We start from the raw sequence: 23,358 nt of genomic DNA, 5'->3' as shown, positions 1-23,358 counted from the left end.
CGGCACGGGACGCAGAAAGGGAGAGGGGCGCATCCGGCGGAATGCGCCCCTTTCCATTGCATGATCCGGCCGGTCAGCGTCCGGCCGGTCAGCCGGATTCCAGCATGTCCATCAGCGCGCTCATCCGCGACAGCTTGCCGGGATCGGGCGCGGCCGGACGCTCGGCGACATAAGCCGCCAAAGCCCGCAGGCTGGCGTTGCCGAAGACCTGACCGGGCGACAGCGCGACCCCGAAGTCGCGGCGCAGACGGGCGATTAGCTGGACCGCCAGCAGTGAATGGCCGCCCAGCTCGAAGAAGTCGTCGTCGAGGCCGACCCGCTCCACCCGCAGCAGTTCCTCCCACAGCGCGGCCAGTCGGCGCTCCAGATCGGTGGAGGGCGGGGCATGGGTCCGCTGCCGCAGTTCGGGTTGCGGCAGCGCCCGGCGGTCGAGCTTGCCGCTGGGCGTCAGAGGCAGCCGGTCCAACCGGACCCAGAGGGTGGGAACCATATGGTCGGGCAGCCGCTCCCCCAGCCGCCGGCGCAACAGCGGCCAGAGTGCGTCGCCATGCCGGTCGTCCCCCGCAGCGGGGACGATGTAGGCGCAGAGCTGCCCGCCACCCGGCCCGGCAACCGCGGCGACCGCCGCCTCCCGGACCGTCGACTCCGCCCGCAGCGCCTCCTCGATCTCGTCCAACTCGATGCGCAGGCCGCGGATCTTCACCTGCTGGTCGAGGCGGCCGAGATACTCGATCACGCCATCCTCGCGATGGCGGGCTAGGTCGCCGCTGCGGTAGAGGCGCCCGCCCGGCGCGCCGAAGGGATCCGGGACGAAGCGGTCGGCGGTCAGGCCCGGCTGGCGGTGATAGCCGCGGCCGACCCCGATGCCGCCGATGTGCAGTTCGCCGGCCACCCCCGGCGGCACCGGATTGCCGTAGCCGTCCAGGATGTAGAGGCGAAGGCCGGGCACCGGCCGGCCGGTCGGGATCTCGTCCGCGATGCCGTCCCAACGGTGGAAGGCGACCACGTCCGCGCATTCGGTCGGACCGTAGCTGTTGTGGATGCGCGGCTTGGGTCCACGCCGCCGGTCGAGCCAGGGGCGCAGCGCGTCGGTGCGGATCGGTTCGCCGCCCAGGACCACATCGCGCAGGGACTCCAGTTCCCCGTCCCGTTCCAGCGCCAACAGCGGCTGGAAAGTGCTGGGGGTGGCATTCAGCGCGGTGATGCGGTGCCGGGCGATCCAGTCCAGAAGCTGTTGCGGGTCGTAGCCGTCGCCCGCCATGTGCAGCTGACCGCCGGTCAGGAGCGGCGCGAACAGGTTCTTCTGAGTCAGGTCGAAGGCGTGCGAACTCATCAGCAGCAGACGGCTGTCGGCGTCGAAGCCGACATGGTCGCAGTACCAGCGCATCAGGTTCATGAATCCGGCCTGCGTCACTCCGGCCCCCTTCGGCCGGCCGGTGGAGCCGGAGGTGTAGATCAGATAGATCAGATTGTCGGACGCGCCGATGGGCGGAAGGTCGTCGTCGGCGAACGCCGCCAGCCGGTCCCGGTCGGCGTCGAGCCGGACCGCCGGCAAACCGGCGGGCCAGGGCATGCCGTCCTGCAGAGCCTCGGAGGTCAGCAGCAGCGCCGCTCCGCCATCCTCCAGCATGTAGGCCAGGCGCTGGGCCGGATAACCGGGATCGAGCGGCAGATAGGCCGCGCCCGCCTTCAGAACCGCGAGGATGGCGACCACCAACTCGGGCGAGCGATCGAGCGCGATGGCGACCCGGTCGTCCGGCCCGATCCCCTCGGCGCGCAGCAGGCGGGCCAATCGGTTGGCGCGGGCGTTCAGGTCTCCATAGCTCAGGGTGCCGCCGGGATGGACCAGAGCCGTCGCCTCCGGCTTGCGGCGGACCTGGGCTTCGATCAGCTGATGCAGGCGCGGGGAAGGCGGCGGCATGTCCTGTCCCTCCTTTCCGCTCCACTCCTCCAGAATCCGGCGGCGGCGGACGCCTTCAAGCAGTTCCAGCGCCCCAACGGGGGTTTCGGCATGCGAGGCCATGCGCTCCAGCAGCCCGCCGAGCAGCTGTGACAGTTCCTCCACAGGGCCGGGGTCGAAGAGGTCGCGCCGGTAGCCGAAAGCCAGATCAAGCGATCCGCCGGACCGGACCGTCAGCGTCATCGCATAGTGGGTGTCGTCGACGGTTTCGGCGGAGCCGAACCTCAGGCTGTCGTCGGTCTGGTCCCTCAGCGCCTCGTCGACCGGATAGTTCTCGAACACCACGATGCTGTCGAACAGCGCCCGCGCGCCGCCGCCGGTGCCGAGGTGGGATCCGGCCCAGCGCTGCACCTCGTGCAGCGGCGTGTGCTCGTGCTCGCGCAGCTCCAGGTTCCGCCGCTGCAGCCCGCGAAGCCACTCCCCCACAGGCTCGCCAGACGGCGGATGCTCCACCACGGGCAGCGTGTTGATGAACAGGCCCAGCGTCTCCTCGACCCCTGCCAACTCCGCCGGGCGGCCGGACACCGTCGCCCCGAACACCACCGTCTCCTGCCCGCTGTAGCGGTGCAGAAGAAGCGCCCACGCCCCCTGCACCAGCGTGTTCAGCGTCACCCGCTGAGCCTGCGCAAAGGCCTGAAGCCGCTGCGTCGCGGCAGCATCCAGTTGCGTCCGCACCACGCCATGCCCCGCCTGCGGTGCCCGGCAGGGCAGGCAGGACGCCAGAAGCGTCGGCGCCTCCAGACCCGACAGGCGCTCGCGCCAGAACCGCTCCGACGCCGCCCCGTCCTGCCGGCCCAGCCACGCGATGTAGTCGCGGTAACGCCCGGGTGCGTCGGCGACGGTCGCCCCGCGATAGCGGCCAAGCGCCTCCGCCACCAGACGCGCGCTGCTCCAGCCATCCAGCAGCAGGTGATGGCTGGTCCAGACCAGACGGTGCCGGCCCGGCCCAAGCCGCACCAGAACCACACGTTGCAAGGGCGGACGGGCAAGGTCGAAGCCGCGGGCACGCTCCTCCCGCGCCAGCAGCCGCAAGGCCTCCTCCAGCGCGTCGCCGGCAAGCCCGCGCTCCCGCCAGTCCAGCACCGACACCGCGTCGGCCACCCGCTCCCACACCGCCTGAAGCGGAACGGTCAGTTCGCCGCCCCACAGGAAGCCGGTGCGCAGCACGGCATGCCGCGCCGTCACCCAGGCCCAGGCGGCGGCGAAGCGGGTCTCGTCCAGACCCTCCACATCGACGGCAAGCTGCGTCACATAGGGGCTCTCCCCCTCCGCGGCACCTTCCAGGGCATGGAACAGCATGCCCTGCTGCATCGGGCTCAGCGGGTAGAGGTCCTCCAGCTCCCGCGCCGGCAGGGCGAGCGCATCCAGCTGCGCCTGCGTCAGGCCGGCCAGCGGAACGTCCGACGGCGTCAGACCGCCGGCCGATGCTTCGCAATGCGCCACCAGCGCCCGCAGCTCCTCCGCATAGGCCGACGCCAGTCCCTCCACCACGGACGGCGCCAGCAGCGCACGGCTGTAGCTCCAGTCGAACACCAGTTCGCCGTCATAGACCCGGCCGTCGATGCTCAGCCAGTTGCCGAGCGGGGCATCGGGAGCGAGGCGGGCGCCCGCCGGCTCGTCGGCCGGCACGAAGCGGGCAGTCTCGTCGAAACTGCCGTCGAACTGGCCCAGATAGTTGAAGGTCACCCGCGCCTCGGGCAGGGCGCGCAGCATTGCCTGCGCCTCCCCGTCGCCGAGGTGGCGCAACACGCCATAGCCGAGCCCGTTGCCCGGCACCGCCCGAAGCTGCTCCTTCACCGCCCGGATCGCCGCACCGGGTTCCCCGCCGGGGTGCAGATGCACCGGATAGGCGGTTGTGAACCAGCCGACGCTGCGGCTGAGGTCCATCCCCTGCACCAACTCCTCGCGGCCATGGCCTTCCAGCTGCACCAGCGCCGACGCCGCACCGCTCCAGCGGCACAGCACCCGCGCCAGCGCCGTCAGCAGCAGATCGTTCACCCGCGTCCGGTAGGCCGCAGGTGCCGACGACAGCAGGCGCTTCGTCCAGCCCGCATCCAGCCGGGTCCGTGCAACCGCAGACGTTGCCACCGTCAGCGCCTCGACCGGTACAGGTTCACTGACACCAGGCAGCCCGGTCGGCGCCTCCCTCAGGCTGTCGCGCCACCAGGACAGCTCCGCCCGCAACGCCTCGCTGGCGGCATGGCGGTGCAGGGCCTCGCCCCAGGACTGGAAGGAGGCGGTCTTGGGCGGCAGCGCCACCGGCTCGCCCCGCTCCAACTGGCTGCAGGCCAGTTGCAGGTCCTCCAGCAGAACGCGCCAGGACACCCCGTCCACCACCAGATGGTGGATCGCCAGCAGCAGGCGCTGACTGCCATCGTCGCCACGATCGACCAGCAGGGCGCGTAGCAGCGGGTCGTGCTCCAGGTCCAGGCTGCGCTGCGCCTCCTCGCACAGTGGCTCCTGCGCTCCCGCATCGGCGGCGACACGGTGCCACAGCAGCGGCGGCACCGCATCGGGCGCCAGATGCCGCGCCGTTCCATCAGAGGCGAAGACCAGCCGCAGAGCATCGTGATGCGCGACAAGGGCAGTCAGCGCCCGCTCCAGCAGAGCCGGATCGACCGGCCAGCGCAGGCGCAGCAGGACGGACTGGTTCCAGTGGCTGCGGTTGGGGATGGGCTCCTCGAAGAACCAGCGCTGGATCGGCGTCAGCGGCAGGGCGCCGGTGACGGGGCCCTGCTCGGCGGCCGGAGCGGCGGCGCCGTCGCTGCGGGCGGCGCGGGCGAGCGCTTCCAGGGTCTGGTGCTCGAAGACGTCGCGCGGGGTGAAGGTCAGGCCATGGCGGCGGGCACGGCTGACCAGCTGGATGGAGAGGATGGAATCGCCGCCCAGCTCGAAGAAGTTGTCGGTGACGCCGACGCTCTCCAGCCGCAGCAGCTCGCACCACAGCACAGCCAGGGCGCGTTCGGCCTCACTGCGCGGCAGAACCTGCGCGGTGGACGCGGCTACCTCGGGCTCCGGCAGGGCCTTGCGGTCGAGCTTGCCGTTGGGGGTCAGCGGCAGGCGATCCAGCACCACGATGTGGGCAGGAACCATGTAGTCCGGCAGGGCCGCCTTCAGTCCGGCGCGCAGCCGCTCGACTAGGCCGCCGTCTGCCTCACCAGCGGGAACGACATAGCCGATCAGACGCTTGCCGCCCGCCCCTTCCTTGGCCACCACCACCGCGTCCCGCACCGCCGGATGGCCGCGCAAGACCGCCTCCACCTCGCCAAGCTCGATGCGGAAGCCGCGGATCTTCACCTGATGGTCGATGCGCCCGACATACTCGATCACACCGTCCGCCCGCTGGCGCACGAGGTCGCCGGTGCGGTAGAGCCGCCCGCCGTCGGTGGAGAAGGGATCGGCGATGAAGCGCTCCGCCGTCAGGCCGGGGCGGTTCAGGTAGCCGCGCGCCAGACCGGACCCGCCCAGATACAGTTCCCCCACCGCGCCGGCCGGAAGCGGGTTCAGCGAAGCGTCGAGCACCAGCGCCCGGCGCTCGCCGATCGGCCGGCCGATGGGGGCGGTTCCGGCTTGGCGTTCCCCGCCGGCTTGCCAGACGAGCGGGGTGATCACCGCCTCGGTCGGCCCATAGGCGTTGAAGATCCGGTCCGTCCAGCCGGCGATCCGGCCGGCGAGAGACAGGTCCCAGGCCTCGCCGCCCAGGATGCAGGCGCGAAGGCAGTGCCAAGGCATGGCCGCGGCCAGAGCCTCGGCATGGTGGGCGAGATAGGCCGGCGGCAGGTCGGCGATGGTGACTCTCGCGCGCAGGATCAGCGCCGCCAGCCGCTCCGGCGTGGTATCGGCCATGGCGCCCAGGACGACGCCGGCCCCCGCCAACAGGGGCATCAGGATCTGTTCGCTCGCCGCATCGAAGCCGAAGGAGGCGAAATGCAGCAGCCGGTCCCCGGCCGTCATCCCGTAAGCCTCGGCCGCGGCCAGACAGTGGCGGGCAAGCGCCCCGTGGGAGACCATCACGCCCTTCGGCGTCCCGGTGGAACCGGAGGTGTAGATCAGATAGGCCAAGGCCTCGTCCTGCGGCGCCGGAAGAACACCATCGCCATCCGGTCCGTCCGTACAAAGCCCGTCGGCGTCCAGCGTCAACCGGGCGACACCCGCGGGCATCGCCCCATCCAAGCCGTCCTGCACCAGCATCAAGGCCATGCCGCTGTCGGCGATCATTCCGGCCAAGCGGTCGCGGGGAAGCCGGGGATCGAGCGGCACATAGCCGCCGCCCGCCTTCAGGACCGCCAGCAACCCGACCATCATCGCGGGCGACGGCTCCACCGCCAGCCCGACCCGCACATCCGGCCCGACACCCAGCGCGCGGAGCCGCCGGGCCAGCCGGTCCGACCGCTCCTTCAGAACGCCGAAGCTCACCGGCCGACCATCGGCGATGAGGGCGACGGCTTCGGGTGTCTCCACCACGCGGGCATCGAACAGGGTCGCGGGTGACAGACCGGCTCCTGAGGTTGGTCCAGCCGGCGAGGTGTCCACGCGGTCATCGGCCGTCAGTCGGATGGCCGCAACCGGACCGCTCACCTCCGCGGCAAAGGCGGCGAGGATGCGCCGGTAATCCTCCGCCATGGCGGCGATCCGCTCCGTCGCGAAGCAATCGGCAGCGTAGCGCAAGTCGCAACGGATGCTCCCGCCGTCATCCTCCTCGACCTCAAGCGACAGGTCGAACAGGGCGACGCGGCGACCGCCGGACAGCGGCCTGATCGACAGCCCAGCAACACGATCCAGCGCCGACAGCCGGCGATGCTGGTGGTTGAACATCACCTGGAACAGCGGATTGCGGTCGAGCCGTCGCTCCGGCTTGAGCGCGTCCACCAGATGCTCGAAGGGCAGATCCTGGTTGGCCTGGGCGTCGACCGAACGGCCGCGGACCTGAGCCAGAACCTCACGCAGTCCGAGCCCGCCATGCAGATCGGCGCGGATGACCTGGCTGTTCACGAACAGGCCGATCAGGCGCTCGGTCTCGGCGCGGTGACGCCCGGCCACCGGCACGCCCACCCGCAGGTCGCCCTGCCCGGTGTGGCGGTGGAGCAGAAGCAGAAAGGCCGCCAGCAGCAGATTGGCGACGGTCGCCCCCTCCTTGCCGGCCACGGCGCGCAGCCGGGCGGCCAGGGCATCGTCGAGAAGGATCGGGACGCCGGCCTCGCGCCGGTCGCGCCCCTGCCCGCCTTCCTCGGCATCGCCGCCGTCCCGTGGCAGCATCAGATCCGGATGCTCATCGCCAATCAGGGCGCGCCAGTGCTCGAGCTGCCGGGCACCTTCGCCACTGCGCAGAAGCCTGTCCTGCCACAGCGCATGGTCGGCATACTGAATGGGCAGCGGGGGCAGCCCGGCGTCCCGCCCCTCCCGCCCCTCCCGCCCCTCCCGCCCCTCCCGCCCCTCCCGCCGGGCGGCATAGAGGGCGGTGAACTCCTCCACCAGCCGGTTCACCGACCAGCCATCGGCAGCGATGTGGTGGAGCGTCAGGAAAAGCGCATGCTCCTCTTCCTCCATGCGCACCACCCGCAGTCGGACCGGCGGAGCCGCCTCCAGATCGAAGGGGGTTCCGACTTCCTCTTCGGCCACTGCCTCCAGCCGGTTGTCCCGCTCCGCCGGCGCCAGCTCCGACAGGTCGGTCCAGCGCATGTCGGGCGGAGCAGCGGGATGGATGCGCTGCTCCGCCTCGCCGTCGCGGGCCGGATAGCTGGTGCGCAGCACCTCATGCCGGGCGACGATATCGGCGAATGCGCCGGCAAGCGCCTGCCGGTCGAGACGACCGGACAGGCGCAAGCCGATCGGAATGTGGTAGGCCCGGCTGGCGCGGTCGAGTTGCCAGAGCACCCACAGCCGCCGCTGGGCATGGGACAGCGGCAGCCGCTCCGGCCGGCGGCCGGGCAGGATCGGCAGCCGGAAGAAGGAAATTCCGCTCTCGGCAAGGCGGCGGAGGAACTCCTCCTGCCGGTCGGCAGGCAGGGCATCGAGGCGTTGGGCGATCTGCTTCAGTGCATCGGCCGGCCGTCCAACCGGCTCCCGCTTGGAGGTCATGGTCATTGCGCGGCCTCCGACGGCACAACTATGTCAAGATCGGCCTCGAGGTCGGCCAGCAGGGCATCCATCCGCCCGATCTCCTCGTCGTCGCTGCCGTGCGCCTGTTCGCGGTCGATCCTTGCGGCAAGCTCCGCCAGGGTCGGCGCCTCGAACAGGGCGCGGAGGGGAAGCTCCACGGCGAAACTGTCGCGAATCCGCGCCGCCACCCGCGTCGCCAGCAGCGAATGGCCGCCGAGCGCGAAGAAGTTGTCGGCGGCACCGACGCGCTCAGCCTCCAGAACCCCGCGCCAGATCTCCGCCAGCGCAAGTTCGGTCGCCGTCGATGGCGGCACATGTTGACCACCGGCATCCGGTGCCGGCTCGGGCAGGGCCTTGCGGTCGAGCTTGCCGTTGGGGGTCAGCGGCAGGCGATCCAGCACCAGGATATGCGCCGGCACCATGTAGTCCGGCAGGTCGCGGCCGAGATGCTCCCTCAACCGCCGCGGCAGCTCCGCATCCGCATCGGCCGCCACATAGCCGACCAGACGCTTGCCGCCCGCGCCGTCGCGCGCCACCACCACCGTGTCCCGCACCGCAGGATGACCGCGCAAGACCGCCTCGATCTCGCCAAGCTCGATCCGCAACCCGCGGATCTTCACCTGATGGTCGATGCGACCGACATACTCGATCACACCGTCACTGCGACGCCGCGCCAGATCGCCCGTCCGGTACATCCGCCCGCCGTCGGTCGAGAACGGGTCGGCGACGAAGCGCTCCGCCGTCAGCCCGGCCCGCCGGTGATAGCCGCGCGCCAGACCAACGCCGGCGATGTAAAGCTCGCCCACAGCCCCTGCCGGAAGCGGGTTCAGGCACTCGTCCAGCACGTAGAGCCGCAGATTGTCGATCGCCACACCGATCGGAACGCCGCCACCCGCACCGCTTTCCCCGCCCGGCAGGTCCAGTGGCTGACGTCGATCGCCGCCTCGGTCGGACCATACAGGTTGTACAGCCCCACCCCGGGCAGACGGGCGAACAGCCGGTCCTGCAGCGCCGCCGGCAGCGCCTCGCCGCTGCACACCACCCGGCGCAGGCTGGTGCAGTCCTCCACCCCCGGCTCCTCCAGGAAGGCCTGCAGCATGGAGGGCACGAAATGCAGCGTGTCGATCGCCTGTTCGCGGATCAGCGCCACCAGCCGGGCCGCATCGCGGTGCTCGCCGGGGGCGGCCACCACCAGATGCGCGCCCACCATCAGCGGCCAGAAGAACTCCCAGACCGAGACGTCGAAGCCGAAGGGGGTCTTCTGCAGAACCCGTTCGCCCGGCGCCAGCCGGTAGGCCTTCTGCATCCAGGCCAGCCGGTTCAGCAGGGCGCCATGGCTGTTGCCGGCCCCCTTGGGCATGCCGGTGGAGCCGGAGGTGTAGATCAGGTAGGCGAGGTTTTCCGGCCGCAGGCCGGTCACGGGCGGCGTGTCCGGCAGCCCGGCGCTGTCCTCGGCGTCGAGCAGCAGCTGGCGGACGGTATCCGGCAGCACGTCCCCGCCCAGCCTGCCGGCGAGGTGGCTTTGGGTGAGCAGCAGGGCGATGCCGCCGTCCGCGGCCATGGCGGCAAGGCGGGCGGGCGGCAGTTCCGGGTCGAGCGGCAGATAGGCGCCGCCGGCCTTCATGACCGCCAACAGGCCGACGACCAACTCCGCCGAGCGTTCGGCGGCGACGCCGACCGTCACCTCCGGGCCGACGCCGAGCGCCTGCAGCCGGTGGGCCAGACGGTTCGCCTGTGCCTCCAGCTCGGCATAGCTCAGCGTCCGCCCGCCGAAGGTCAGCGCCGGAAGTCCTGCATGCAGGCGCGCCTGTTCGGAGATCAGATCCGGCACGAGCGGGCCGGCAGGCGCTTGGGGAGTGGGTTGCACCTCCGGCCAGTCGCCGGCGTCGAGGATCGGCAGATAGCCCAGCGTGACCGTGGGCGCCTCCGCCACGCCCTTGAGGATACGTTCCAGATGGCTGCGGAAGCGCTGGACGGTCGCCTCGTCGAACAGGTCGGTGGCGTAGATCAGCGTCGCGCGGAGCGATCCGTCGGCCTGCTCCTCGCTGTGCAACGACAGGTCGAACTGGGCGGCGTGGCGCAGGCGCGGAAGCTCGGCGATGTCCAGGCCCGGCAGGCGGCGCAACGCGTCGGACCGGGGGCGGCTGTGGCTGGCCATCACCTGGAACAGCGGGTTGCGGTCGAGGCTGCGGTCGGGCTGCAGAGCCTCCACCAGGGCGTCGAAGGGCAGTTCCTGATTGGCTTGGGCCGCCAGAACCTCGTCGCGCACACGGGTCAGGAATCGGTCGAAGGGGATGCGCCCATCGGGTTCGATCCGCAGCACCTGGGTGTTGGCGAAGAAGCCGATCAGTCCCTCAAGCTCGACCCGGCCGCGGTTGGCGGTCGGAACGCCGATCCGCAGGTCGGTCTGGCCGCTGTGCCGGTGCAGCAGGGCGGCGAAGGCGGCGAGCAGAACCATGAACAGGCTCGCCCCCTGCTCCCGCCCGATGGCGGACAGTCCGGCGACCAGGGGGGCGTCCAGCCGGAACTCCACCGCCGCACCGCGATGGCTCTGCATCGGCGGGCGCGGCCGGTCGGCCGGCAAATCGAGAGCCGGCTGCTCGCCGCCCAGCCGCTGCCGCCAATGGTCGAGCTGCCGGCGCGCCTCGGCCCCCTCCATCCACCGTTCCTGCCACGCCGCATAGTCGGCGTAGTGCAGCGGCAGGGGAGGCAAAGCCGCCGGCAGTCCGGCCGACAGCAGCGCGTAGGCGCGGGCGACCTCATCCACCAGGAGGTTCATCGACCAGCCGTCGGAGATGATGTGGTGCATCGCCAGGGAGAGCACATGCTCGTCTCCGCCCGGCAGACGGAACAGCCGTAGCCGCAGCAGCGGCCCCTTTCCAGGTCGAAGGGGCGGGCGGCCTCGCCGCGCAGGCGGCCGTCCAGCAGGGCGGCATCCTCCAGCGCCTCGACCGTCCAGTCGAAGGTGGGGTCCGCGTCGATGACCTGCCGGGGCTCTCCGCCCCGGTCGACGAAGCGGGTGCGCAGGGTCTCGTGCCGGGCGGACACCAGCGCGAAGGCCCGCCGCAGGCTTTCGGTCTCGAGCCGGCCGCGCAGACGGAGCGCGGTGGAGATGGTATAGGCCGTGCCGGAGGGGTCGAGCCGCCACAGGAACCACAGGCGTCGCTGGGTGGAGGACAGCGGCAGGCTGTCGCCACGGGGCACGGCGGGAATCGCCGCCTCTTGGGGTGCGGAGTGCGGCACCGGGGCTGGAATTGACGCCGGAGCAGCGGCTTGCGGCCGGGCGTCCAGCAGAGCGGCCAGCGCGCGGATGCTCTGCGCCTCGAACAGCAGTTTCGGGGTGAATTTGATCCCCTGCTTGCGGGCGCGGGCGATCAGCTGAAGGCTGAGGATCGAATCGCCGCCCATGGCGAAGAAACTGGCGCCGACATCCACAGTCTCACGCTTCAGGACCTCGGCCCAGATGGCCGCAAGGCGCTGCTCCGTCTCCGTCATCGCGGTTCGGGGGGCTTCCTCGGCGATGGCGGGAGCGGGCAGCGCCTTGCGGTCGGGCTTGCCGTTGGCGGTCAGCGGCAGGCGATCCAGCATCACCCAATGGGCCGGGACCATATGGTCCGGCAGACGGGCAGCGGCGGCTTCGCGCAGGGCGGCCGTATCCGGCACCCCGGCGGACGGCACGCAATAGGCGATCAGCCGACCCGCGGCCGGACCATGGGCAGCGGTGCCGGCGATCACCAGCACGTCGGCCAGCCCGGGCAGGCCCTTCAGGACGCGGGCGACCTCCCCCGGTTCGACGCGGTGGCCGCGGATCTTCACCTGATCGTCGAGGCGCCCGACGAACTCCAGCAGCCCGTCGCGGCGCAGGCGCACGCGGTCGCTGGTGCGGTAAAGCCGGTCGCCCGGACGGCGCGGCTGCGGATCGGGAACGAAGCGGGCCGCGGTCAGCGCCGGCTGGCCGAGATAGCCGTCGGCAAGGCTGTCGCCACCGACATAAAGCTCGCCGACGGCACCGGCAGGCACCGGCTCCAGGTCGGCGTCGAGCACGCAGGCGCGGATATTCGCCAGTGGCGAGCCGAGCGGAATGACGGCCGGGATGCCGGCCGGAATCTCGTGGGTGAGGACGCCGACCGTCGTCTCGGTCGGACCGTAATGGTTGAGCACGCGCAGGCCCGGCCGCAGCCGCCGCACCTGTTCCACCAGCCCGCCGTCGCAAGCCTCGCCGCCGAGCACCAGCAGGTCGCGCGGCAGCACGTCGGCGGCGCGGGCGGCATGGAGCAGGCCGCGCAGATGGCTCGGCACGATCTTCAGGACCGCTGCGCCGCTTTCGGCCATCCAGCCGGCGAAACGGTCTGGATCGCGCGCGGTGGCGTCGTCGGCCAGATGCAGGGTGCCGCCATGGCAGAGCGCGCCGAACAGCACCGTGTGCCCCAGATCGGCGGCGACGGTGGAGACCATCGCCATCGAGCTGCCCTTCGGCACGGCCAGCCGCTCCAGCACGCCGCGCAGATAGCTGCCGAGCGCACCGTGGCTGACCACCACGCCCTTGGGCTCGCCGGTGGAGCCGGAGGTGTAGATGACGTAGGCAGGCAGCGCGCCGGCCGGAACGGGACCGTCGAACCGGCCGGGCCGGGCGCCGATCTCCGGACCGTCAAGGGCGAGGCAGGTGAGCCCGGTCGCCGCGGCGGCGGCCAAGGTCGGCCCCGCCGCCACGGCACAGCGGGCACCGCTGGACAGGGCCAGACGGCGCAGCCGCTCCGCCGGTTGGGAGGGGTCGAGCGGCACATAGGCCGCACCGGCCTTCATGACGCCGAGAAGTGCTGCGATCAGGCCGCAGGAGCGCTCGAAACACAACAGCACCCGGTCACCGGGACGGACGCCGGCTTCGCGCAGGCCGTTCGCCAGCCGGTTCGCCAGCCCGTCCAGCGCATGGACGGTGAGCGTCCGCTCGCCGTCGCACACCGCCACCGCCTCCGGATTGGCCGCGACGCGGGCCTGCCACAGATCCAGCACACCCGGAGCCGGATCGCGCCAGCTGCCGACCTCGCTGGCCAATGTCGCGCCAGACGGACGCAGACGCCACAGTGGGGCGTCGGGCTGGCGCAGAACGGCGTCCAGCAGACCGCAATAGTCGGCGGCCAGCCCCTCGACGCTGGTAGCGTCGAACAGGTCGCGGGCGTAGGTCATCGAGCCGTGCAAGTCCTCCGGTGCATCGGCGATGTCCAGCGCCAGATCGAAATGGGCGCCCAGGAACTCGGTGGGCTCCGGCGCGAAGCGCAGCCCTTCCGGCGCCGGCAGGGTGGAGGTGTCGAAGCCGTAGTTGAACTTCACCTGGAACAGCGGGTTGTGGCTCAGGCTGCGTTCCGGTTGCAGCGCCTCGACCAGCTGTTCGAAGGGGAGGTCCTGGTTGGCCTGTGCCTCCAGCGCGGTGTCGCGCAGCCGGGCCAACAGGGCGCCGAAGCTCTCGCGGCTGTCCAGCCGGCTGCGCAGGACCAGCGTGTTGACGAAGAAGCCGACCACCCCCTCCGTCTCGACCCGGTTGCGGTTGGCGAAGGGCACGCCGACCCTGAGGTCGGTCTCACCGCTGTGCTTCATCAGCAGCAGCTTGAAGGCGGCCAGCAGAAGCACGAAGGGGGTGACGCCGCGGGCCTGGGCCAGCGCCTTCAGTTCACGGCTGCGTTGCGCGCCGAGCCGGAAGGCCACCGTGCCGCCATGGGCGCCCAGCACCGCCGGGCGGGGGCGGTCGAGCGGCAACGACAGGACCGGATGGTCGGTGCCGAGCCGGTCGCGCCAGTAGGCGAGCTGCCGGTCGCGCTCCCCGGCCTCCAGCCAGTCGCGCTGCCACTGGGCGTAATCGGCATACTGGATCGGCAGCGCCGGCAGGTCGGGCTGCCGTCCGGCCCGGAGGGCGTCATAGCAGCGGGCGAATTCGGCCAGGAAGCGCTCCACCGACCAGCCGTCGGCCACGATGTGGTGCAGGGTGACCAGCAGCAGATGATCCTCCGCCGCCAGCCGGATCAGCGTCAGCCGCAGGAGCGGGCCGGTACCGAGGTCGAAGGGTGCCAGAGCCTCGTCGCGCGCCAGATCCCGCGCCCGCGTTTCGCGTTGGGAAGGGGCGAGGGCCGACAGGTCGATGGTGGCGGGCACCGGCGCCTGCCGGGGGTGGATGACCTGGACCGGCTGGCCGTCGCGCTCGGCGAAACTGGTGCGCAGCGCCTCGTGCCGGTCGGTCAGATGGGCGAAGGCCGCCTCCAGCAGGGCGGGGTCGAGCGGCCCCGTCACCCGGATCGCGCCCGGAATGTTGTAGGCTGCCCCGCCCGGATCCATCCGCCACAGGAACCAAAGCCGCTGCTGCGCGTAGGAGAGCGGCAGCGGCTCCGACCGGTCGGCGCGGGGGATCGGGAAGCGGGTGTGGATGTCGATGCCCTTGGCGGCCAGGACGGCGGCGAGCGCCCGGCGCTGGCTGCGCGACAGACCGTCGAGGCTGGTCGGCAGGGAGGGGGTGGACGGGCTGCTGGTCATCGGGCGGTCCCCGTATTGGCACTGTCTGGTGTGGCGCCGCCGGTCCGGGCGGCATCCGCGAGCGCGTTCAATTCGGCCTCCGACAGGCCGTCGATGGCCTTCAGCGCGGCGGCCAGTTCGTCTTCGATGGCGGACGCGGCGGCGGGTCCGGCGGCGAGCCGCTCCTCCACCCGGCGGGCGAGGCTGCGCAGGACGGTCGCCTCGAACAGGACGCGGATGTCCAGCGTCACCCCCAGATCGGCGGCGATGCGCGAGGCCACCTGGGTCGCCAGCAGCGAATGGCCGCCCAGTTCGAAGAAGTCGTCGTCCAGCCCGATGCGGGTGACGCCCAGCACCTCCGCCCAGATGGCGGCCAGCGCCGTTTCCACCGGCGTTTCCGGCGGCACATGGGCGGACGCCGTCACCTGCATGGGCTGGTCGTGGTCGGCCAGCCGGTCGCGGTCGAGCTTGCCGTTGACCGTCAGCGGCAGGCGGTCGACGCGCAGCAGTTGGGAGGGGACCATGTGCCCCGGCAGGCTGGCGCGCAGGGCGGACAGCAGGCGCGGCGCGAAGGTCCGCCGCTGCCGGGCAAGCAGAGGATCGCTGCAGTGGGCGCGCCATGCCCCGGAAGGCATCGCCTCCGCAGCCGCCGGGTGATGCTCCATCCGCGCCGGATCGAAGATCTCCACGTCGAAGCGACCCTCCGCATCGCCCGCACCGTCCGGGGCGACGCTCCAGCCGATGCGTGCGCGGTAGCCATGCGCCTCGGCCAGCGCCCGGTAGGCGTCGGGGTCGGCACCGGCGGGCTCCAGCCGGCCGATCCGCTCCCGCAATGCGGCTGCGGCGGGCGATCCGGTCCTGGACATCGCCGTCCAGGCCGCGAGGTCGCGGGCAAGCCGGCGATTGGCAACCCCGGCGATCCGCAGTCCGGCAGGCCGCTCCTCCGCCAGCAGGCGGTCGAGCCGCGCCAGGTCTTCACCGGCCTCGCGCCAGCCGCCGACAGGATGCAGCTCGTCCACGCCGATGTGCAGCACGGCGTCGAAGCGGTAGCGGGTCAGTTCGTTGTCGGCGCGGCCGCAGCGCAGATCGAGGTCGATGCGGCCGATCCCAGGGATGCGTTCGCGAAGCGCAGGGAAGAAGCCGGGGGCAAGCAGAAGCTCCCCGTCCTCGGCCATCGCACGGCCGACACGGGCGCGCAGCTGGGCGGGGCTGGCCTGCTCCTCCGCCCGCCAGAGCGCCACTGAGGCATGGAACAGCGGCTGGAGATGCAGCGGCCGCAGGTCGCCCAGGAAGATCGCCCGCCGGGCCCCAAGACCCGCGCGGCTCCCTCCAGCACGCTCAGCAGATAATCGCCGTCGGGGAAATACTGTGCCACGGAATTGATGACGACGGTGTCGTAGCCGCCCTCTTCCGCGCCCTCGAAATCGGTGGCCTCGCGCCGGATCAGCCGGATGTGGGCCAGTTCCGGCCACCCCGCTGCCCAGGCGCCGAGATCGGCGATGGCCTGCGCCGAGAAATCGCTTCCGTGATAGACGGCGCAATGCGGCGCCAGCGCCTGGGTCAGCAGGCCGACGCCGCAGCCGATCTCCAGCAGCCGTTCCGGCTTCAGCGCCAGGATGCGCGCGACGGTGGCGTCCAGCCATTCCCGCATCTGCGCCTCGGGGATCGGTCGGTCGTCGTAGCTGTCGTTCCAGCCGGTGAAGCTCGGCCCCGCCGCCGCCTCGGCACGGGAATAGGTGCCGTCGAACACCGTGTTCCACTGCCCGACCAGATCGCCGCTCTGCTCCTCCGGCCGGTCGCGCAGGGCGGCCTCGTCGGCCACGGCATAGGCGACGAGCCGGCGGTCGGCGCCATCGCCGCGCAGCAGAACGGCGGCATCGGCGACGGCGGGCTGGCGGCGGATCGCCGCCTCGATCTCGCCCGGCTCGATGCGGAAGCCGCGCAACTTGACCTGCTGGTCGGCGCGGCCGAGATATTCGACCCGGCCGTCGGGCCAATAGCGCGCGAGGTCGCCGCTGCGGTAGAGGCGCCCGCCCGCTTCGCCGAAGGACGCGCCGAAGGGATCAGCGACGAAGCGCCCGGCGGTCAGGCCGGGACGGTTCAGATAGGCCCGCGCCAGCCCCGCCCCGCCGACATGGATCTCGCCGGCCACGCCGGGCGGCACCGGCTGCAGATGCCGGTCGAGGAAGTACCAGCGCAAATCGCCGAGCGGCATGCCGACCGGGGCGCCGGCCTCCGCCCGGTCGGGCGCTTCGCCGCGCTCGGGCAGGTCGGCGGTGGTCAGCAGCCGGTGGGTGACATGGACTGTCGTCTCGGTGATGCCGTACATGTTGACCAGCCGCGGGCGGCTGTCGCCGAAATGGTCGAACCAGCCGCGCAGGCTTTCCATCTCCAGCGCCTCGCCGCCGAACACCACCAGACGCAGAGACAGCGCGTCGCGCGGTGCGGCGAGCGCCACCGGCACCAGCTGCCGGAAGGCGGACGGAGTCTGGTTCAGCACGGTCACCCCCTCGTCCCGAAGCAGGGCGAAGCAGTCGGCCGGCGACCGGCTGGTGTAATAGGGCACCACCACCAGCCGCCCGCCATGCAGCAGCGCACCCAAGATCTCCCAGACCGAGAAGTCGAAGGCGTAGGAGTGGAACAGCGCCCAGACGTCGCGCCGGTCAAAACGAAGGTCCGGCGGGCAGGACGAGAACAGCCGCAGCACGTTGGCATGGGTGATCGCCACGCCCTTCGGCTGGCCGGTGGAGCCCGAGGTGTAGATGCAGTAGGCGAGCGACCCCGCCCGGCTGAGGTCCGGCGGCGGCCCATCCGGCGCGTCGGGCTCCTCGCCGACGCAGACCGCCCGCACGCCGTCGGCCAGCGGCAGGTTTCCCCGCAGATGCGCCTGGGTGACGACCAGCTCGATGCCGCTGTCGGCCTGCATGTAGAGCAGCCGGTCGGCGGGATAGGAGGGATCGAGCGGCAGATAGCCGCCGCCCGCCTTGAGGATGCCGAGCATGCCGACGATCAGGTCGAAGGAGCGTTCCGCGGCCAGCCCGACCAGCCGGTCCGGCCCGACGCCGAGCGCGCGCAGCTGCCACGCCAGCCGGTCGCTGCGGCGATCGAGTTCGCCATAGCTCAGGGTCACGCCGTCGCAGGTCACCGCCGGCGCTTCGGGTGTCCGGCGCGCCTGTTCGGCGATGCGGGCGTGGAGACCGGGAGCGCTCGCGGGCAGCGGCCCCGGCGGACAGGCGGCGTTGCGGGCGGGATCGTTCCAGCCGGCGACCAGCGCCGCCGTCTCCGCCGCGTCCATCAGCGGCAGGCGGGTGACCGGCTGCGCCGGATCGGCGACGACGCCGCGCAGCAGGGTCAGCCAGTGCCGCGCCATCCGCTCCACGGTCTCCGGCTCGAACAGGTCGAGGCTGTAGGTGAAGAAGGCGCCGAGACGGCCGGTGCCGCTCGCGCCGGCCCGCTCGGTAGTGTGCAGGATCAGGTCGAACTGGGTGGCGAGCTGCAGATGCTCGACCGCCTCCACCCGCAGGCCGGGCAGCCGGTCGAGGCCGTCAAGCCGCTGCCATTGGTGGTCGTAGGCGGCTTGGAACAGCGGATGATGGGCAAGGTCGCGCTGAGGCTGCAGTTCCTCCACCAGCCGGTCGAAGGGCAGGTCCTGGTTGGCCTGGGCGTCGAGAGCCGCGTCGCCCACCCGGCGAAGCAGCGCGTCGAAAGCGGGATCGTCCGACAGGTCGGCGCACAGCACCGCCATGTTGACGAAGAAGCCGATCAGCCTTTCGCTGTCCGTGCTGCGCCGGTTCGCCAGCGTGCAGCCGATGCGGATGTCGTCCAGGCCCGAGTAGCGGTGCAGCAGCGCTATATAGCTGGCGAGCAGCAGGGGCGGCAGCGTCACCCCCATCCGCCGCGCCAGCGCGCGCAGTCCGGCGGCAAGCCCATCGTCGATGGCGCAATGGACCGCCGCGCCGCGCTGGCTGCCGCCGGCCGGACGCGGCCGGTCGGTGGGCAGGTCTAGAACCGGGTGGCGGTCGCCCAGCTTGGCGGTCCAGTGGGCGAGTTGGCGGGCCTCCTCCCCCGCCTCCAGCAGCTCGCGCTGCCAGCGGGCGACATCGGCATACTGGACGGCCAGCGCAGGCAGATCGGGCGCCCTGCCCTCGCAGCCGGCGGCATAGGCTTCGCCGAACTCGTCGAGCAGGACATTCATCGACCAGCCGTCGGCGATGGCATGATGCAGGCTGACCTGCAGATGATGGTCGTCGGCGCCACAGGCGACCAGTTGCACCCGCATCAGCGGACCGTTCGCGAGATCGAAGGGGCTGCGGACCTCCTCCTCCAGCAGGCGGCGCAGCGTGCCCTCGCGGTCCTGGTCGCCGGACAGATCGGTGAAACGGACGGCGACCGGCAGCGTCCCGGCGGGGCGCATCACCTGCACCGGGCGGCCACCCTCCTCGCGGAAGACGGTGCGCAGGCTCTCGTGCCGCCCGACCAGCAGATCCACCGCCGCCTGGACGGCCTCGCGGTTCAAGGTCCCGCGCAGCCGGACCCGTCCGGAAATGGTGTAGCCGCAATCCAGAGGGTTGAGCTTCCAGTTGAACCACATGCGGGCCTGCGCCGCCGAGGGTTCGGCGATGCGATCCATTGTCGGGGTGTGCAGGGCCGCCGCCCGGATCGTAACAGGGGTCGCTTCGGACAGACGGCCGGCGAACTCCGCCAGAGTCGGGTGGCGGAACAGGTCGGCGACGTCGCCCGCGAGCCCGTGGCGCTCGCGCAGCCGGGCGACCACCTGCACCACCGACACCGAATTGCCGCCCAGCGCGAAGAAATGGGCGCCGCCATCGGCGACGTCCGTCCCCAGCACCTCCGCCCAGATCGCGGCGACCCGGCCTTCCCGCTCCGTCAAAGCATGGGAGCCGGTGTCCGCGGCCGAAACCAGAGCCCCGCGGCGCTGGACATGGAAGGCCGGCACCCCCACATCCAGCAGGGAGCGGCAGGCGGAGCGCTGCAACTTGCCGCTGGAGGTTTTCGGCAGGGCGCCCGGCTCCAGCAGGGCGACCAGCACCGGCGCCTCCTGGCAGGCGTCGGCCACGGCGGCGGCAATGGCGCCGCACAGCGCCTCCGGCGTCACCAGCTTCAGCACCGTCCGGCCGATCTCGGCCGCGATGCCAATGCCCTCGCGGCCATCCTGCTCGACGGCGAAGGCGGCGACCCGACCCTTGCGGACGACCTCGACCTCCTCCTCGACACTGCGCTCCAGATCCTGCGGATAGATGTTCTGGCCGCGCACGATCAGCATGTCCTTGAGCCGCCCGGTGACGAAAAGCTCGCCATCCTTCAGGAATCCCAGGTCGCCGGTGCGCAGCCAGACGGTGCCGTCACGCTCGACGAAGCTGCGGGCCGTCGCCTCCTCGTTGCGCCAATAGCCGTCGGCGATGCTGGGTCCGCCGGCCCAGATCTCGCCGACCGTCCCCTCGCCCACCTCGGCACCGCTGGCGGGATCGACCAGCCGCAGGGGATGATCGGGCTGCGGATGGCCGGAGCCGGCCAGCACGGTCGCCTGCGCGTCGTCCTCGGGCGGCAGCGCCCGGTTGGCGGCCAGCGTCGGCCCGTCGAACGGGGCCAGTGTGATGCCCTGCCCGCGCCGCCCGCCGGTGACGAACAGCGTCGCCTCCGCCAGCCCGTAGCAGGCGAAGAAGGACCGCCGGTCGAACCCCACCGGGGCGAAGCGCTCGGCGAAGCGGGCCAGCGTGTCGGGACGGATCGGCTCGGACCCGGAGAAGGCGAGCCGCCAGGACCGCAGGTCCAGCCCTTCCAGCGCGCTGTCGGCGATGCGTTCGCAGCAGAGGCGGAAGGCGAAGTCCGGCCCGCCGCTGATGGTGCCGCCATAGCGGCCGATCGCCTCCAGCCAGCGCCGCGGCCGTTCCAGAAAATAGCGCGGCGACATCAGCACGCAGGGAACGCCGCTGTGGATCGGCTGCAGCAGCCCGCCGATCAGGCCCATGTCGTGGAACAGCGGCAGCCAGCTGACGATGCAGTCACCGGGACCGATACCGAAGCCGTGACGGATCAGCCGCTCGTTGGCGATCAGGTTGCCGTGGCTGACCCGCACGCCCTTGGGTGCGGAGGTGGAACCGGAGGTGTATTGCAGGAAGGCGATGTTCCCCTCCGCCAGCGGCGGCATCGACCAGCCGCCGGCAAGCCCGTCCTCCACCGCGTCCACCGCCAGCAGCTCCGGCATGCGGTCGCCGGCCATGGCCCGGCCGGCCTCCCGCAGTGTGTCGAGCAGGGTGGTGTCCGTCAGGATGAAGTGCGGCTGCGCATCGGCGAGGATGCCCTGGACGCGGGCCAGATGCTGCGGCCTGACCGATTCCGGCGGATAGGCCGGCACGGCGATGACGCCGGCATAGAGGCAGCCGAAGAAGGCCGCGACATAGTCCGGGCCGCTCGGCAGCAGCAGGACGGCACGGTCGCCCAGCCCCGCCCGTTCGCGCAGGCGCACGGCGATGGCACGCGCCCGCCGGTCAAGCTCCGCATAGCTGATCGGATCGTCCGTCCCTTCGGCGATGAAGCGCAGGGCGATGCCGTCGGGCGTCTCCGCGGCCCGTCCGAGCAGCGTGCCGACCAGCGTCTTGTTGAACGTCTCGGCGGGAATGTCTGAACGGCTGTCCATGGAAGTCACCTGTGCAGGCAGAAGGGCGCGCCCGCATCGGATCACGGGGCAGGCCATGGGACGGAACGGTCACGGGTCGGCAGGGCCGGCGAAGGGGCCGGCCGCGGCACCGTCAGTCGGCGGAATGGGGTTCGGCCATGGCGACCACCACCTTGCGCGGCCCGCTGAAAGGCGTCCGGGCATGGGCGGCCAGCATGTTGTCGAGCATCATCACGTCCCCGCTCTCCCACGGGAACAGGACGGTCTCTTCGGCCAGGACCGCGCGGATGGCGGCGAGGTCGGCCGGGTCGAGGGGGCCGCCGTCGGCATGGTAGACGTTGCGCGGCAGATCCTCCTCGTCGAGGATGTCGAGCAGCGCCGCCCTGGTCTCCTCCGGCAGGTTGGAGACGTGGAAGAGATGGGCCTGGTTGAACCACACCGCCTCGCCGGTCACCGGATGGCGGGCGGTCGCCTGGCAGATCTGACGGGTGCGCAACTCGCCGTCCTCCTTCCAGTCGCAGAGGATGCGGTGGTCGCGGCAATAGGCCTCCACCGCCGCCCGGTCATCGGTGTTGAAGACCTTCTGCCACGGCACGTCCAGCCCGTTGCCGTAGTTGCGGACATACATCAGGCCGCGCCGTTCGAACCGCTCGCGGATGTCGGCGGGAATCCGGCGGTAGATCGCCCGGCTGTCGGCGATCGGCGTCTCGCCGCCGACCGGAGCGGCCTGGACGCAATAGAACCAGATGCGCATGGGCCAGTCGCGGGTATAGGCCTGCTCGTTGTGCAGCGGGATGTGCTGGTCGGCCGGATATTCGGTGGAGGTGTAGACCCCCGACGTCACGTTGGTCCGCGGGGTGGAGCCGAACTCGTAGCTCAGCAGCGGATGGCCGAAGGCGGCGGCGAAGGCACGGAACCGCTCCACGGACTCGGCTGCCGGACCCAGCGCGAAGCCGCGGAAGAGGATGCCGGCGCAGCGCGGCAGCCAATCGCGCACCAGCGGCTCCACGGCGGCAAAGGCGTCGAGCAGGTCCACCTGCGGATCGCGCGCCCGCACCAGCAGCGGCAGGCCGCCGCGCGCATGGGGAAAGTCTTCGATCGTGAAACTACGCTCGGCCATGGAACCCTCGTGAATTCAGGCGGTCGCGGCGATGCCGCCCAGGCCGTTCGCCGCCCGGCCGAGGCATCCCGCCAGCCGGTCGAGAAGCGGCCGCTCGTGGGCGCGCAGGAAGAAATGGTCGCCGTCGAACATCTCCAGGGTGAAGTCCCCCCGCGTCTCCACCGACCACGCCCGCAGCCGGTCGGCGGCGATGTCGTCGCGCGTGCCGCCGAACACCCGGATCGGGCAGTCCAGCGGCGGACGGGGGCGGTAGGCGTATCTGCCGCACAGCAGGAAGTCGGCGCGCAGGATCGGCAGGGCCATCTCCAGCAGGTCGCGGTTGCCGAACACCTCTTCCGCCGTGCCGCTGAGGCGGCGCATCTCGGCGATCAGACCGTCGTCGTCCAGCGGTTCGGCCCAGCGCCCGTCCTCGCGCCGGCTGGGAGCGGCGGCGGCCGACGCGAAGAGAACCCGCGGCTCGCCCAGACCACGCCCGCGCAGCGCATGGGCCAGCTCGAAGGCGAGGAGGCCGCCCAGGCTGTGCCCGAACAGGGCGAAGGGTCCATGCGCTTGCGGCGCCAGTTCGTCCGCCAGCTCCGCGGCCAGCGCCGTCAGGTCGGTCCGGGGCGGCTCGTCCATCCGACGGCCGCGGCCCGGCAGCTCCACCGGCACCACCTCCAGCCAGGACGGGACGAGGCGCCTCCAGCGCGCGTAGATCATCGCGCTGGCGCCGGAATAGGGCAGGCAGAACAGCCGCATCGCCGTGGTTACCAAACGGCCGGGAGAGGGCGGGGTCGCGACGGTCATCGCGCGGCGGCTTCGTCCATCTGGCGGCGCAGGCTCAGCGGCCGCATGTCGGTCCACACCTGCTCGACATAGGCGAGGCAATCGGCTTTGGGACCGCTCTTGCCGGCCTCGCGCCAGCCGGCCGGGACCGCCTTGTAGTCCGGCCAGATGGAGTATTGTTCCTCGTGGTTGACCAGCACCTTGAAGGTGATGTCCTCGCGGTCGAACGCCATCGCTGTCCTCGTCGTCTGTCGGGAGTGGCGGTGCCGGGCCCGGCCG

6 protein-coding genes and 2 pseudogenes are annotated in these 23,358 nt (G+C 71.6%); all 8 read right to left on the bottom strand.

From position 1 onward, the window contains the following. Positions 1–88: 88 nt before the first annotated feature. The 8 genes and pseudogenes from AB8P05_RS16440 to AB8P05_RS16405 all read right to left on the bottom strand — a co-directional run bounded on the left by AB8P05_RS16440 (position 89) and on the right by AB8P05_RS16405 (position 23,312). Positions 89–8,044 (bottom strand): amino acid adenylation domain-containing protein, encoded by a 7,956-nt coding sequence (locus AB8P05_RS16440; protein ID WP_472760109.1) that lies wholly within the window; start codon positions 8,042–8,044, stop codon positions 89–91. Beyond that, positions 8,041–9,881, bottom strand: a pseudogene (locus AB8P05_RS16435) (amino acid adenylation domain-containing protein); the annotation flags it as partial. The pseudogene AB8P05_RS16435 and the gene AB8P05_RS16440, both read right to left, overlap by 4 nt. Positions 9,882–10,007: 126 nt before the next feature. Then, positions 10,008–14,578: pseudogene (locus AB8P05_RS16430) on the bottom strand (amino acid adenylation domain-containing protein); the annotation flags it as partial. Further along, positions 14,575–14,988, bottom strand: coding sequence for a phosphopantetheine-binding protein (locus tag AB8P05_RS16425; protein ID WP_472760119.1), 414 nt, complete (start codon positions 14,986–14,988; stop codon positions 14,575–14,577). The gene AB8P05_RS16425 and the pseudogene AB8P05_RS16430, both read right to left, overlap by 4 nt. A gap of 623 nt (positions 14,989–15,611) precedes the next feature. Continuing rightward, positions 15,612–21,215 carry an amino acid adenylation domain-containing protein gene (locus AB8P05_RS16420; protein WP_472760108.1) on the bottom strand — a complete coding sequence of 1,868 codons (5,604 nt, stop codon included), beginning with the start codon at positions 21,213–21,215 and terminating at the stop codon, positions 15,612–15,614. A gap of 112 nt (positions 21,216–21,327) precedes the next feature. Further along, entirely contained in the window at positions 21,328–22,314 is a 987-nt protein-coding gene (locus tag AB8P05_RS16415) for a TauD/TfdA family dioxygenase (protein ID WP_472760107.1), read from the bottom strand. Between the two features lie 15 nt (positions 22,315–22,329). Then, a complete protein-coding gene (locus AB8P05_RS16410; protein ID WP_472760106.1) occupies positions 22,330–23,100 on the bottom strand; it encodes a thioesterase II family protein in 771 nt (256 codons plus the stop codon). Then, positions 23,097–23,312, bottom strand: coding sequence for an MbtH family protein (locus AB8P05_RS16405; RefSeq protein ID WP_098735105.1), 216 nt, complete (start codon positions 23,310–23,312; stop codon positions 23,097–23,099). The genes AB8P05_RS16410 and AB8P05_RS16405 overlap by 4 nt, the downstream gene beginning before the upstream one ends. Positions 23,313–23,358: the final 46 nt, after the last annotated feature.

The organism is Azospirillum sp. VT-I1 (genome assembly GCF_055698305.1).
This window is presented reverse-complemented; position numbering and strand designations above follow the sequence as displayed.